This window comes from Magnetospirillum aberrantis SpK, from assembly GCF_011022235.1.
Classification (GTDB): domain Bacteria; phylum Pseudomonadota; class Alphaproteobacteria; order Rhodospirillales; family Magnetospirillaceae; genus Magnetospirillum; species Magnetospirillum aberrantis.
The window spans coordinates 119,150-133,814 of sequence record NZ_JAAIYP010000007.1; the positions used below are offsets into that span (position 1 = coordinate 119,150).

A 14,665-nucleotide genomic window follows, 5' to 3' on the forward strand; every position below is an offset into this window, starting at 1 on the left:
TATGCGCAATGGCATGGCGCAAGACCATCGGGTGAAGACCCTATATTTCGCCATTGCAACATGCCGGAAACGCTCAGGTCTTGCCCTTGAACGGAATGACGGTGGCCGAAGCCTCACGCGGGCCGTCCCGGTCGTCGGCCAAGGCCGGGACCGTCAGCTCGGAAACCAAGCGTTCCAGCCGACGGACGTCGGCCAGGATGGCCTGGATGTCCTCGAAACCCGGCGTGTCGGGCGGCAGGTTGCGCAACGCCTGCTCGGCATGTTGGGATAACGGCCGCAACCCCAGCGACACCTGGATGGCGACGCCACGGGCGGTCGGCACCGGTTGAGAGGGGGCAGCGCCCAGACGCCCCGCCTCTCCGGCGATACGGTTACGTTCGCGTTCCGCCGCCTTGAGGCCGCTGACGTCCAGCGCCACCCCGTCCCACAGCCAGCCGCCTTCGGTCGGCGTGGGCGACACCACCACACGCAGCCAACGGGGCGCACCCGGCCGGTCGTGGCGGATCTGGAACTCGAAGCTCATGGATGACGGTTCCTGCCGTCGCATCATGTGCAAAAGACCGCCCCAATCGCTGGGGGCGACCATCCGACGCAACAATCGCCGGACCGGGATATCGACGATGTCGGCCGGCGACAGTCCCAGGATGTCGCGCGCCTTGCGGCTGGCGCAAACCACCACCGAGGACCCGGTTTCCGCCTGGAACACCCGAAAGACGATGCCGGGCGTGTTGTCGGCGACCACGCGCAGACGTTCGGCGTTGGCGGTCAGGCGGCGGGCGTCCAAAAGGTCGCTGTGCACCAGCCGTTCCTTGAGCTGTTCGACGAAACGGGCCACCCCGCCCAACTCGTCGCGCGAGGCCAGGCCGGGAATGGAGACGGCGCGTTCGCCGTTGGCCAGCCGCCGCACCGCCGCAGCCAGCCGCGCCAGGGGAGGCAGGATGCTCCACCCCAGGCTCAGCACCATGACCAGCGACATCAGCATCAGCACGGCCATGCCGGAAACCATGACCAGATAGCGCTGGTTGGTGGTGCGGTCCAGATTGTCGGCCTCGGCGTCCAGGCGCTCGGTCAGCATGCTTTCGACGTCGCGCATGGCGTCGATGCGATGGCTGGTCACCTCGAACCATTCCTGGGCCGAAAGATAGGTCAGCTCGCCGGTTTCAAGAGCGTTGCGCATCCACGTCATGGGACCTTCGTTCAACCGTTCGGCGGCGCGATACGCGGCCGCCAGATCGGTCGGGGCCAGGGCCATGAAACCGGTGGCCAGGGCGCGCTGTTCGGCGGCGAGGTCGCGCACCGACACGATCGGCCGCCCCGGCGCCCCCGACGACAGGATAGCCACGCCCGCGGCGCGCTCGTGCCCGGCGCGTTCCTTGACCTGTTGCAGGAAAACCTGGGCGAAGGTCAGCTTGGCGAAATCCGACGGCAGGAAGGTCCGCACCACTTCGGGAACCAGAAGCGCCAGATCCTCGATGGCGGTGGTATAGAAATCCATGTTCTCGACGGCGTCGAAGCTGCCGGTATCGACGTCGTCGCGCACCTCCTTGATCAAATCCAGCGAATGCAGGGCACCATCCAGCTTGCGGGCCGCCGCCCCGGCCGGCAGGTCGGTCTCCAACTCCGTGGCCAGGTCACGGAAGCTTTGCATGGCCGCGTCGGTGGCACGATACTGGTCCTGCAACTTGTCGCGTCCCAGGCGGCGGTCGTAATAGACCAAGGTGGCAAGGCCGCGCTCGTGCTGCAATTCGTGCATCAGGTCGCTGATGTGGGCGTTCAGGTGGTTCATGCGCGACATCAGCCGCATGGCGGCGGCGTTGCGTTCCAGTTCCATGCCGGACACCACCACCAGCCCGGTCAACGCCACCAACGGCACCAGCGCCAGGGCGGCGATGCGCCAGCGCAGCTTGATCACGTCGAACCGGAACCGCCGTCGCTCCATCGCCGCCGGCGGCGCCAACAATCCCCGCACGGGGCTGTCCTGGCGGACGATGTGGTCCAGCAACCAGGCGTTGGCGTAATTCAGCAATTGGCCGATGACCTCGACGTCGTCGGCCTCGAGCGGATGGGCGGCGAAGATGAAATGCGACGTGCTGTATTCACGCTCACGCTCGGTCACCGTGTCGCAACCGAGTTCCGTCAGCCGGCGCTGTTCGTCGGCGAAATGAGCGGCGAACTCGGCCAGGAACCGGCGCAACAGCAAAACCGCGCCCCGCACGTCACCGGTTTGGAAGGTCGCGTTGGCGTCGGACAGGACATCGACCAGCACACGGTGCTGCACGTCCACCTCGGCCGCTCCGAGTGCGAGGTCGTCGCTCCACACTATGCCCGTCATGCGCCTGCTCCCACGAGACGACAGCACAGTATAATCGGCGCCACGTCCCGGTAGTAAAGCCGAATGCGCGCGCGCGTCATGTCCTGGGGCCGGAACTGACTTGACGCACGTCATGTTCCGCCCGCTCCAGAGATGGCACACTCGGGGTCGGACGTTCAGGGGGTTCCACGCATGGCCACACATCCCGAAGACGACGGCTACGCCGCACTTCCCGCCCTTACCGCGCGCTTCGTCGCGGCGGCCGAGCTTCTGTGCTCGGCACCGGGACAGCCTGTGGTGTCCTGGGTGCGCAAGGGCAACTGGCTGTTCCAGGCCGGCCAGGACGTGGGGGCCGTCTACGCCATCCTGGACGGGTCCGTGGTCCGCCGCAAAGCCAACCTGGGCGGCGATCCGCTGGCGCTCGACCTCTTGTCGCGTGGGACGTTCGCCGGCTTCCGCGCCTATCTCAGCCGCGAGCGCCGCCATCGCATGAGCGCGCAATGCGTCACCGACTGTCTGGTGTGCCGGGTCGAGCTGGGCAACCTGGACACGCTTTTGGAGGCCGACCGCGTGCTTGAGCACGAATTGCTGGCCGCCGTCGCCCAAGACCTGGGCAACGCCCAGGAACGCATGCTTCAGGTCGCCACCTTGTCGGTGCGCGACCGGCTTCTGGTCCTGTTGGCCCAGTTCAGCCGCGATTTCACCACCATGAACGACGAACGGACCGTGGTCCTGGCCCCTCCGGTCAGCCGTACCGACATGGCGGCGCTGGCCGGCATGACCCCGGAAACCCTGTCACGATGCATCCGCACGCTCGAAGGGGAAAAACTGGCGCATTTCTCGCGCCATCACGTGGTCATCCCCTCGTTGCCGGCCTTCCGCGCCGCGTTGGTCGACATCGGCGTCGAGAACGAGGAATATCGCCAAATCCCGCTCGCCAGCTGAAAGTCAGATGCCCAACCAGAACCAGTGCCCCCATGGTGGGGACCACAGCGAAAGCTGCGACGCCTGCGACTTCGCCCCCGCCTCTGTCTGGAGCGACATGCCGGCTGATTTCATGACGTCGTTGGCCGAACGCAAGACAGTGCGCAAACTCAAACGCGGAAACTACCTGTTCCATCAGGGCGACCCCTGCGACGCGGTGTTCCGACTGCTGTCGGGGGTGTTGCTGCTGCGCAAGGGCGACCACGACGGAAACTCCCTGGTGGTTCGCATGGTGCGGCCGGGATCGACCCTGGGCTATCGCGCCCTGGTGCGGGGCGAAGTCCATTCGGTGTCGGCCCATTGCGCGACCGAGGTGGTGGTGTGCCACATCCCCGCCCGCGCCGCGCGCTGGGCGTTCGAACAGAACCGGGCGCTCGAACGCGACTTCGTCGCCAATCTGGTCCGCGACATCGACCAGATCGAGGATCAGGCGCTCAACATGCTGACTCTGTGCGTGCGGGATCGGGTGCTGGTCCTGTTGTACCAGATGGCCGAACATTTCGGCCGCGACGAGGGCGAGGCGCTGTGCATCGACACGCCGGTGTCAAAATCCGACATGGCGGCCATGCTGGGCATCGCCCGCGAATCCATGTCGCGCTGCATTCGCCTGATCGAGGAACAGGGGTTGTTGCGGTTCCACCATGATGGCGTGGTCGCACCGTGCCGTAAACGCTTCCAGGCGGCGGTCGACGCCATCCTGGGCGAAGTGGCCCCCAAGTCAGAGGATGACCGGCCGGCATCGAACGGATAGCTGACGCGACAATCGTCGGCTGACTGATGAACGAAAACGGGGGCCGTCCGATGGACAGCCCCCGTCTGTTTCTTATCCTGCCGTCAGCGCGCAGGCCGCAAGCGGCTCACCCCTTGGGGGCGGCCTTGTCCTTCTTGTCCATCTCGGCCTTTTTTTCGGCCTTGGGCTTTTCCAGCTTGGCCGAAGCCTTGGGCTTGATCTGTGCGCTGGCCTGCCGGACCGGGGCGGACGCGCAGACCGGACGGTCGGGCTTGTCCACGGTGGCGGCGGCGAAATGCTCCAACTCGGCCGGCTTCAGGCCGGACAGCTTCTCGAACAGCGGCACATGGCTTTCGCAATAGCCTTCGACCAGATGGGCACGCTGGGATTCGTCATTGGCCAACACCGTCTGATAGCGGTCGATGCTGCCGCCGCTGCGGGCGAAATGCCCCCGCAGGACTTTGGCGTTCTCGCTCAGTTGGCCGCCGAAACGCTGAATGTAGGAGGCATACTTCCCCGGCAGGCTGGGGTCGTCGGTACGGCAGTTCAGGGACGCGACCTGAAGCTGGATGTGCAATTGCCGCACCTGAAGCGCGCGCGCCTCGGTGGGGTTGATGCATCCGGCAGCGCCGGCAGGCAACGAGGCGGTCAGCGCCAGCAAGGCGACGGCGGCGGCACAGGAGAAACGGGTCAACGGCAACCTCATGCATCGTTCGAAGAGGCGAGCGGGCGCCAGTTTGGAGAAGCGGGCCGGAAATAGCAACACTTGCGGTAGGGAACATCGACCAACGTCAGGCGCAGCGCCGCCTTTCCCCTGCCAACGGCCGCAACAGCGACAGGAACTGGCCGGCGACCCGCTCCCAGGAAAAGCCCGCGGCATAGTCGCGACAGGCATCCGGGTCCACGTCAAGCGCCGCCAGCGCGGCAGCCTTGAGATCAGGCCCCAGCACCCCCACCGGCGCGTCGCCGACCACGTCCAGCGGACCGGGCACGGCGAAGGCGGCCACCGGCACGCCCGAGGCCAGGGCCTCCAGCATCACCAGCCCGAACGTGTCGGTCAGCGACGGAAACACGAAGCAATCGGCGGCGGCGAAATAGCGCGACAATTCGGCGTCGCCATTGGCGATGCGCCAGTCCACGTCCGGGTAACGCTTCATCAGCGCCGCCCGTGCCGGACCGTCGCCCACCACCATCTTGGTCCCCGGCAGATCCAGCGCCAAAAAGGCCGGCAGATTCTTTTCCACCGCCACCCGCCCCACATACAGGAACAACGGACGGGGGACGTTCAGGAAATCCTTGGGCTGCGGCCGGAACGTGCGGATGTCGACGCCATGCGACCATTCCACCGCGTTGGCGAAGCCCCATTGCCCCAATTCCTCGAACACGCTGGGCGACGGGCACATCACCGCCGAGGACGGCGCGTGGAAGCGCCGGATCAAGGCATAGGGCCACGCCAGCGGCACCCCGGTCCGGGCCCGCACGTAATGGGGAAACTTGGTGTGATAGGCGGTGGTGAAGGGATGGCCGTTCTTCAGGCACCATCCCCGCGCCGCCCAACCCAGCGGGCCTTCGGTGGCGACGTGCACCGCGTCGGGGGCGAAGTCCTCGATCATCGTCGCCAGCCGCCGGCCGGGAAACAGCGCCAAGGGAATTTCAGGGTAGCTGGGGCACGGCATGACCCGGAACTGGCCGGGTTCGAACACCGCCACCTGATGGCCCATGCCCCCAAGGGTCGCGGCCAGGGTGTCGAGCACGCGCACCACGCCGTTGCGTTGCGGATGCCAGGCGTCGGTCACGATGGCGATACGCATGAAACCACTCCGTCACGGAACCTTCCGCATGCCTAGGACCGGGCGCCGGCCGGAGCAAGTGACAGGATGGTGAATTCAACACGCTACAGGTTGGCCAGTTCCACCGCCGGCACCGCCCCCAGGGCGGGAAACAACCGGCTGGCGATACGGGCGAAGCGGTCGGGAGCGTCGGTGGCGATCAGCGACAGCCCCCCTGCCCCCTCCGGCGGTGCCGCCAGACCGGCGGCAGCCAGCACCGTTTCGGCCTCGGCCGCCACCGCCTCGGCACAATCGACCAGCGCCGGGCCGCCCCCCAGGACACGCCGCAGGGTCCCGGCCAGCAACGGGAAATGGGTGCAGCCCAGAACCAGACAATCGGCCGCCGCCCCCCCCCCGGAAGTAATCGCCCAGATAATGGCGTACCATGGCCTCGGCGATGGGGCCTTCGGTCAGCCCTTCCTCGGCCAGGGCCACGAACATGGGGCACGGCACCTGGATTACCTCGGCGTCGGGACGGTGGGCACGGATGGCCCGGACAAAGGCGGCCGACCGGCACGTTCCCTCGGTCGCCGCCACCACGATACGGCCGGAACGCGATTGCCGCGCCGCCGCCGCCGCGCCGGCTTCCACCACCCCCAGCACGGCCAGCCCGGAATGCACCGAGGCCAACGTGTCCAGAGCATGGGCCGAGGCGGTGTTGCAGGCCACCACCAGCATCTTGATGCCGCGCGCCGCCAGGAAGTCCGTCGCCTTGCCGGCATAGCGCACCACCGTCTCGGGCGATTTGGTGCCATAGGGCAACCGCGCCACGTCCCCCAGATAGAGCAATTGTTCGGATGGCAATCGGCGGCGCAGGGCAGCGGCCACCGTCAACCCACCGACGCCCGAATCGAAGACGCCGACAGGTTGCAGAGAATGCGGGCACGCTACGGTATTCACCGGAGACGGCACTGGACTACCCACGTCGCCCCCTGGCCATTTGGCATAATCTAGCGATGATTTACACGAGTCTGACACGATATTACAACCTGCCCCCACCGCCATCTTGGCCGGTGAACGTAAATGTCCTATAAATCCAGCTTAACAGAGGCAAGCCCTTTCACGGGGCGCATCGGATTATGGCGGGGGGCGACGTGACGCACAGTGCATTCTTGGCATGGCTCCCTTCCGGTGCCGCCTTGGTCGCGGGGAACTGAAGCATGGCGTGGTCGTTGTCGCGCAAGGTGTCGGTGGCGTTGCTGGGCATCTTGCTGTCCACCATGGTGATGACCGGGGCGTTCGGCTATTACAAGTTCCAATCCGTCCTGTCGGATCAGGTCAACTCGCGCTACAGCTTCGTCGTCTTCACCATCAAGCGCAAGATCGAGGACCGTCTGGCCTTGGGCCTGGCGCTGCGGGCGCTTCGCCAGATCCAGGAACTGGCCGAACTGGAAAAAGCCCGAGACAGCCAAATTCTTGGCATCCAGATATACGATTCCAACCGCGAGGTGCTGTTCGACACCGACCGCGGCACCATCGGCTCACGGGTGCCATCCACTTGGCTGGAACCGCTGTCGGCGCAGGGCACGCAACCCTTTTCACTGACCGACGAGGATTCGGCCCTGGTGGGGCTGCCGCTGGTCAACACCTTGGGCAAGGTCGAGGGCGCGGTGGTGCTGCGCTATCCCGCCACATACCTCGAACAGGAGTTGGGGCGACTGTTGCAACGTCTGGCCGGAGAATTCGCCGTGGTCTTGCTGGGCAGCGCGGTCCTGTCCGTGATCGCCGCGTCATGGCTTCTGCGCGACGTCCGCCAGCGCCTGGTCGCCATGGAGAACACCTTGAACCAGAGCGTGACCAAAGGGGCGCCCGCCAAACCCGGCCGCGACGCCTTCGAAGGCGACTTCGTGCGTTTTTGCGGCAAGGCGCGCGAGGCGGTGGAGCAAATCGGCGAAGCCTCGGACGAGGTTGAACGCCTGGACCGGCTGGCGTAGAGGACATCATGAAGCTCGACAGCTCGCGTTCCCTGCTGATCCGCCTGTTCGCCCTGGCCGTCCTGGTGCTGGTGACGCCGCTCTCCATCCTGTCCCTGCGCGCCTTGGGCGAATTCGAACAGGGCATGGTCCCGGAACTGGACAAGAAAGCGGCGGCCATCGGCCGCGACGTCGCCGGACAGGTGTCCCGCGCGCTCGGCTACGGCATTCCGGTGGACCGGCTGGTCGGCGTGGACGAATTCTTTTCGCCCATGCTGGAAGCCAATCCCGAGATTCGCTATCTGGCCATCACCGACCCGGTCGGCCGCGTCAAATTCATCAACGGCGTCGACCGGGACGAACTGGAGCCCCATTACCGTTCGGCCGACATGAACGCCGTCGGCGCCGACGGCGTCAAATCATCCATCGGCGCCTATATGGATCTGGCCTTGCCGCTGACCGCCGGCCAAACCGTCGCCGGCCACGTCCATGTCGGCTTCGACCAGAACCATATCGCCACAAGGCTGAGCGACATCCTGGCCGATGTGGCGGTGGTGATCGTCTCTTCCCTGATCATCGCCTTCGAAATCCTGTTGTTCGTGGTGTTCGTCAACGTCACCGGCCCGCTCAAGCTGTTGCGTGATCTGGTGAACCGTGCCGGACACGGCGACTTCACCCATGTCCCGACCAGCGGCTCGGACGACGAGGTCGGGCGCTTCCTGCGGGCTGTCCAGGGAACCTTGCGCCAACTGGACGGCCGTTACCGGCAATTGATGGCCTATGTGGACGAAGTCCGCAGCGGCCATTTCGACAAGGGCGTGGTGGCCAAGGTCGGCGATGTCGCCGACCGCATCAACTTCCTGTACCGCTTCTCGCCTTCGGGCAAGCCCGAACCCATGGTCGAGCGCCGTGCCACCGACATTCGGCTGGCACTGTTCCTGTTCGTTTTCGCCGAGGAACTGTCGCGTTCGTTCATGCCGCTGTTCGCCGGCCGACTGGCGTCGTCGGTACCGAACGTGCCCATCGATCTGGTGATGGCCTTGCCCATCGCATTGTTCATGGCCGCCATCGCCATTGCCAGTCCGCTTGCCGGACAATTGGCCGAACGGGTCGGCCCGCGCAGATTGTTCCTGATCGGTGCGGTGCCGGCGACCATCGGCTCGCTGATGACCGCCGCGTCGTTCGGCATGTTCGACCTGATATTGTGGCGGACGCTGACCGGCTTCGGCTACGCCATGGCGACCATGGCCTGCCAAAGCTACATCTCGCACGCGGTGAAATCCGACCGCCGGGCCCAGGGATTGGGCGTCTATGTGGCGGCGGTGCTGACCGCCGGCATCGGCGGCAATGCCCTGGGTGGGGTCATCGCCGACCGCATCGGCTTGCGCCCGACCTTCGTGGTGTCGGCGATCCTGGTCGTGCTGGCCGCCATGCTGGTGTCGCGTCTGTTGTCGTCGGCCGATCCGGCGCCTGGGGAAGACCAGCCCCGCCCGCCCGGTGGACGGCATCTGCTCAGGCTGTTGCGCAACTGGCGTTTCACTGTGCTGATGGTGTTCGCCGCGGTGCCGGCCAAGATGGCGCTGACCGGCTATCTGTTCTTCCTGGTGCCGGTGACCCTGTCGCAACAAGGCTGGGAAGTGGCGGAAATCGCCCGCATCATGGTTCTTTATCCGCTGGTCATGGTCGCCGTCTCTCCGCTGGCGGCGCGGCTGGCCGACGGCCTGGGATGGCGGGCCGGCCAAGTGGCGGTGGGCGGCCTGATCGGCGGCGTCGGTTTGCTGGCGCCGTTGCTGCTGGGGGGCGGCCCCTTGTCCATCGTGGTGTCCATCACGGCCTTGGGGGTTTCACACGGTATGTCCGCCTCGCCACAACTGGCCCTTCTGCCCGACTTGTGCTGGACCGAGTGCCGCCGTCTGGGCAACACCCGCGTACTTGGCTTCTCACGCTTCGTCGAGCGCCTGGGTTCGGTGGCCGGCCCGATCCTGGCGGCACTGTTCATTCCACTGTGGGGGATGTCGGGGGCGGTGGCCGGATTAGGCGTTGTCGTGCTGTCCATGGCCGTGGTGTTCGCCATCGCCTCGGCCGCCTACGGCTCGGGTCCTCACATCGAAACCGAGGAGGACCCGGCATGAAGCGGCGCCACCTGATCGCCGGGCTGGCGGGACTTGGAATCGGCGCCGCCAATCCGGTCCTGGCCCAGCCCCGCCCGCGCTCCGGCGAGAAACCCTTCCGCATCTACATGGCGCTGTTTCGCGGCTGGGAAGATTGCGCCCAGGGGTTCAAGGATTACTTCGTCAACCAGGGCATCCCGGTCGAGCTGATCGTGCGCGATGCCGGCCAGGATAAAAGCAAGCTTGCCGGCTTCGTCGCCGAAGCCAAGGAAATGAAGGTCGACCTTGTGTTCACCTGGGGCACCACGGTCACCCAGGAGATGCTGGGTCCCTGGGACAAGCCGGACCCGGCACGCCACATCACCGACATCCCGGCGGTGTTCGCCATCGTGTCGCAGCCGGTGGGGGCCAAGGTGGTGCCCGATCTGGTCTCGTCCCGGCGCAACGTCACCGGCACCACCTATCTGGTGCCGCTCGAGACCCAGATGGCGCTGATCCAGTCCTATCGCCCGTTCTCGGTGCTGGGCATGGTCTACAACCCGCTGGAACCGGCGTCACGCATCACCATCGACGAGTTGACGGCGCTGGGACGGCAACTGGACTTCCGGCTCGAGGCGGTTCCGGTCGACGTGGCCGACGGCAAGCCGCAGCCAACCTCGATCCCGGCCAAGGTCGCCGAGGTCAAGGCGGCAGGCGCCCTGTTCCTGTACATCCCGCCCGACACCTTCATCAACGTCAACCGCGACGTGCTGACCGGCGCGGCGCTGGAGGCGGGGCTTCCCAGCTTCGCCGCCGCCGAGAACCCGGTCGTCAACTCCAAGGCCATGTTCGGTGCGGTCTGCCGTTATTATCCGGTGGGACAACTGACCGCCTATAAGGCGGAACAGATTTTGGTGCAAAAGCGCGCCCCCGCCGACATTCCCATCGACGCCCCAAAACGCATGGCGATCATGATCAACATGCCGGTGGTCCGCGCGCTGGGCTTCTATCCGCCCATGAACCTGTTGGGATTGTCGGAAGTGATCGACCCGGAGAGCCGGCCATGAACATCGTCATCTGCACCAAGCGCGATCTGGCCGGCGCGCTGGTTCTCAACCACCTGATGCCGCATCTGGCCGAAGACCGGGTCATGGTCCTGTTGTCGGACAAGACCCGGCCGGCGGAAAAGGCCCAGCCGGAACTGGCCGAAATGAAGTTCCTGGAACGCGAATTGCCGGTCGACGTGCTGTTTCCGCTGATCGACCGGCTTGGCGGAAACGGCGACGCGCCTTTGGCCACCTTCGCCGGCCTTCAGAAGCGTTACGGCATCTCGTTCCACACCTTGTCCGACATCAACGCCCCCGAGGCGCAGACCCTGCTTGGGGACTTCGCCCCCGACGTCGTGCTGTCGGTGCGGTTCTCCCTGATCTTCAAGCGCCCGGCCCTGGATATCGCGCGGCTCGGCACCTGGAACGTCCATCCCGGTGCTCTTCCCCGCTATGCCGGATTGTTCGCGCCATTCCGCGCCCTGGTGGACGGCCAGGATCGCATCGGCTGCACCTTGCACCGCATCGACGATGGCATCGACACCGGCCCCGTGGCCGGCATCGGCTGGCTGCCGGTCCAGCGGGAGCGTTCCTTGCTGTGGCACGTGGTCAACACCTACGGCCCTGGGCTGGAGCTGTTCTTGTCCATGCTGTCCGACATGCGCCGGGACAGGGTGCCGGAACTGTCCGCCCAGGACCGCACGCAACGCCAATACCTGTCCATGCCCGACGCCGCCCAGTTCGCCGCCTTTCACCAACAGGGGCTGCGCCTGTCCGACCGCGAGGAATACCTGGAGATCGTCGCGGGTTTCCTGGCCCCCGGCCAGACCATGCCGACAGCGGTGCACGAAGCGCTCGACGCCGTCGAGGCCGGAACCCTCGGCGCGGCGGCGCCGGTTGAGAAGGTGGGAGCGCCATGCTGCTGCGCACGCGCGTAACGCTGATCGTCTCGGCCACCTATTGCCTTTTGGTCGGTGGCTTGCTGTTCGCCGGCATCAAAAGCGAGGAACTGGCCAACGAGCGCTATTCCCAGGCCACCCTCAACGGCCAGGAAATCTTCTGGCGCAAGCTGGTGGAAAATTCCGTCCAGCGGCTGGAGACCGACGCCAACACCGTCGCCTCAGACAGCCATCTGGTGCAGGCGGTGGAAAAGGGCGACCCGACCACCGTGCTGGCGGCGGTGGCCCCGGTCGCCGACGCCTTGCGCGCCCGCGGCACGGTCGCCCGCTTCGAGGTGATGAACCGCGACGGCCTGTTGCTCTATTCCACCCGCTCGTTGCTGGAATCGGCCTCGATCGATGTCGGCACTGTGCGCGGCATCGTCGAAAGCCGCCAGGCGGTTCGCGGCGTCATCCAGGATGCCAACCGGACCTTTTCCGCCACCCTGGCCTTCCCGCTGACCTCGGACAAGGGGGTCGTCGGAATCGCCGTGCTGGCCGCGGATTTGCGGCCGCCGCTGAACGAATTCAAGGCATCCACCGGTTCCGACATCTTCATGGTCGATCATTCCGGCGTCATGGCCATGGGCACCGACGACACGCTGTGGCAGCACTTCGTCGGCAACATCTCGGCCCGCAAGAGCCGGATGGAAACCCGCGAGGAAGGCGGGCGCTTCTATTCCGTGGTGGTGCTGCCGCTGCATGACGGTGTCGGACGGGTGATCGGCGCCTTGGTCACCGCGCGCGACTTCACCGAGACGCAAAGCCGCCAGAACCTGATCCGCAAGGTGTCGGTCGGCACCGTGGCGGGCTTTCTGGTCCTGGTTCTGGCGCTGTTCACCATCTATTTGCGGCGGTCGTTCAATCCGCTGAACGAGGCTATCGCCGTGCTGAACGCCCTGTCGCGCGGCGACACCACGGTGGCGCTCGAGGTCAGGAACGAACAAGACGAAATCGGCCGCATCGCCGGCACGGTCGGCGTGTTCCGGGAAAACGCCATCGCCCTCGACATGATGCAGCAACGGCGCGAGCGCCAGCGCCGTCGCCAGGAATTGTTCATCCGCATGCAGATGCAAAGCCTGTCGGGCATGCTGGACGAAGAGGCCCGCGCCGCCGTTCTGGCCGACCTGAAACAGATCGAGGAATTGTCCAACCGCAAGCTGTCCGCCGATGGCGAGGTCCAAGACAGCGGCAAGGGCGAGTTGGAGGTGCTGGGCGTCGCCTTCCAGACCATGTCCGACCGCATCCGCGAACAGCACCAAAGCCTGGAAGCGCTGATCGCCGAACGCACCCGCGACGTCGAGGTTCTGCGCGAAGCCTTGCACAACCGCGATCAGTTGGCGGCGTTGCGCCAGGAATTGGACTTCGCCCGCGAACTGCAATTGTCGTCGCTGCCCCAGGTGTTCCCGCCCTTCCCCGACCGCGACGAGTTCCAGATTCACGCCTCGATGGTGCCGGCCAAGGAAGTGGGCGGCGATTTCTACGACTTCTTCCTGATCGACCGCCATCATCTGGGCTTCGTCATCGGCGACGCCTCGGGCAAGGGCGTGCCGGCCGCCATGTTCATCGCCATCACCCGTTCGCTGATCAAGGCGGTGGCGCCGCTGTCCTCGACCCCCGGCGAGTGCCTGGCCTTCGTCAACACCATGCTGGCGGCCGACAATCCCCAGACGCTGTTCGCCACCTGCTTCTATGCCGTGCTTGACGTGCGCAACGGCGAGGTGGCGTTCTGCAACGCGGGCCATCCGCCGCCGCTGATCCTGCGGGCGGGAACCGGTGTGGTCGACGCCATTCGCGACGTATCGGGCGTGGCCCTGGGCGTGATGGAGGACCTGGACTACGAAACAGGCAGCTTCCAACTGGCGTCCGGCGACATGGTCGTGCTTTACACCGACGGCGTCACCGAAGCCCAGGACGTGGCCGAAGCGCTGTACGAAGAATACCGCCTGATCGACAAGGTGGCGACGTTGGGAGGACGCGAACCGTCCGAGGTGATCACCGATGTCGAAACGGCCGTGGCCGCCTTTGTCGGCGACGCCCCGCAATTCGACGACATCACCATGCTGACCCTGCGCTTCGACCGCCCGTCCGAGGACAAAGGCGAAGAGAGCGAACCCCAACGCCGCTTGCGCCTGACCGGATTCCAGCCGGTGCCGGAAACGGTCGCCCCCCCGGCGCCTCAGCCCGCCACGGCGCCTGCCGCCCCAGCCCCCGCCCCCGCCAAGGCGGCGCCCAAGCCGCTGGTCATCCAGTTGGGGCCGATCCGCTCCAAGATGAAGCCGACGCCGGCCCCTGTCGAACAACCGTCGGCCCCGCCGGAGGAACAGCCCCACCCCACCACCCCTGCCGTCCCCGAGACGACCGCGCCCGCACATCCCCATCTGGACATCACCATCGGCAACGACCTGGACGAGTTGGGCCGTCTTGCCGTCATGGTCGATGACTTCGTCGAAAAGAACGGCCTGCCCGAACGTATCGCCTTCAACTTGAACCTGTGTCTGGACGAGTTGATCACCAACATCGTGTCGTACGGCTACGACGACGACAGCCGGCACGAAATCAACCTGCGGCTGGCGGTCGAGAACAATGTGCTGAGTTGCCGGATCGAGGACGACGCCAAGGAATACAACCCCTTCATCGAGGCCCCGGAACCCGACCTGGAGCTCGACGTCGACGACCGTCCCATCGGCGGGCTGGGGGTGTTCCTGGTCAAGGAATTCATGGACCGCACCGAGTATCGTCGGGACGGAAACCACAACGTGATCACGCTGTGGAAGAACACGTAGTTTAAAGGTATCTCTTAAGTCCGCCCAGGATGGACGGA

Annotated in this window: 11 protein-coding genes and 1 pseudogene; 7 read left to right on the plus strand and 5 right to left on the minus strand. The window is 65.9% G+C overall.

Annotated elements, in window-relative coordinates; genetic code table 11:
- Positions 1-73 precede the first annotated feature (73 nt).
- Entirely contained in the window at positions 74-2,332 is a 2,259-nt protein-coding gene (locus G4223_RS01825; protein ID WP_163674198.1) for a nitrate- and nitrite sensing domain-containing protein, read from the minus strand.
- Between the two features lie 171 nt (positions 2,333-2,503).
- Here G4223_RS01825 and G4223_RS01830 point away from each other — a divergent pair, with 171 nt between their 5' ends.
- Together G4223_RS01830 and G4223_RS01835 are read left to right on the plus strand one after the other, a co-directional pair.
- Positions 2,504-3,256, plus strand: a complete 753-nt coding sequence (locus G4223_RS01830) for a Crp/Fnr family transcriptional regulator (protein WP_163674200.1) — start codon at positions 2,504-2,506, stop codon at positions 3,254-3,256.
- A 7-nt stretch (positions 3,257-3,263) separates the two neighbouring features.
- On the plus strand, positions 3,264-4,046 hold the full coding sequence (locus tag G4223_RS01835) for a Crp/Fnr family transcriptional regulator (protein ID WP_163674203.1): 783 nt from the start codon (positions 3,264-3,266) through the stop codon (positions 4,044-4,046).
- 106 nt (positions 4,047-4,152) lie between these two features.
- Here G4223_RS01835 and G4223_RS01840 read toward each other — a convergent pair whose 3' ends face one another.
- From G4223_RS01840 to G4223_RS19825, 4 genes and pseudogenes are all read right to left on the minus strand, one after another.
- Positions 4,153-4,731 carry a heme utilization protein gene (locus G4223_RS01840; RefSeq protein WP_205762324.1) on the minus strand — a complete coding sequence of 193 codons (579 nt, stop codon included), beginning with the start codon at positions 4,729-4,731 and terminating at the stop codon, positions 4,153-4,155.
- Between the two features lie 85 nt (positions 4,732-4,816).
- Positions 4,817-5,836: a glycosyltransferase family 4 protein gene (locus tag G4223_RS01845; RefSeq protein WP_163674206.1), complete on the minus strand. Its 1,020-nt coding sequence runs from the start codon at positions 5,834-5,836 to the stop codon at positions 4,817-4,819.
- An 83-nt stretch (positions 5,837-5,919) separates the two neighbouring features.
- On the minus strand, positions 5,920-6,159 hold the full coding sequence (locus tag G4223_RS19820; protein ID WP_241003909.1) for a hypothetical protein: 240 nt from the start codon (positions 6,157-6,159) through the stop codon (positions 5,920-5,922).
- A gap of 121 nt (positions 6,160-6,280) precedes the next feature.
- Positions 6,281-6,859 (minus strand): annotated as a pseudogene (locus G4223_RS19825) (glutamate racemase); the annotation flags it as partial.
- 155 nt (positions 6,860-7,014) lie between these two features.
- Between G4223_RS19825 and G4223_RS01855 the strand changes: the two are divergent.
- The 5 genes from G4223_RS01855 to G4223_RS01875 are packed head-to-tail and all read left to right on the plus strand — an operon-like array spanning position 7,015 to position 14,627.
- Positions 7,015-7,788 (plus strand): hypothetical protein, encoded by a 774-nt coding sequence (locus G4223_RS01855; RefSeq protein ID WP_163674209.1) that lies wholly within the window; start codon positions 7,015-7,017, stop codon positions 7,786-7,788.
- A gap of 8 nt (positions 7,789-7,796) precedes the next feature.
- A complete protein-coding gene (locus G4223_RS01860) occupies positions 7,797-9,899 on the plus strand; it encodes an MFS transporter (protein ID WP_163674211.1) in 2,103 nt (700 codons plus the stop codon).
- Positions 9,896-10,924: an ABC transporter substrate-binding protein gene (locus G4223_RS01865; RefSeq protein ID WP_163674214.1), complete on the plus strand. Its 1,029-nt coding sequence runs from the start codon at positions 9,896-9,898 to the stop codon at positions 10,922-10,924. The genes G4223_RS01860 and G4223_RS01865 overlap by 4 nt, the downstream gene beginning before the upstream one ends.
- On the plus strand, positions 10,921-11,841 hold the full coding sequence (locus G4223_RS01870) for a formyl transferase (RefSeq protein ID WP_163674218.1): 921 nt from the start codon (positions 10,921-10,923) through the stop codon (positions 11,839-11,841). The genes G4223_RS01865 and G4223_RS01870 overlap by 4 nt, the downstream gene beginning before the upstream one ends.
- Positions 11,820-14,627, plus strand: coding sequence for a SpoIIE family protein phosphatase (locus tag G4223_RS01875; RefSeq protein WP_163674220.1), 2,808 nt, complete (start codon positions 11,820-11,822; stop codon positions 14,625-14,627). Before G4223_RS01870 ends, G4223_RS01875 begins: the two co-directional genes overlap by 22 nt.
- Positions 14,628-14,665 lie beyond the last annotated feature (38 nt).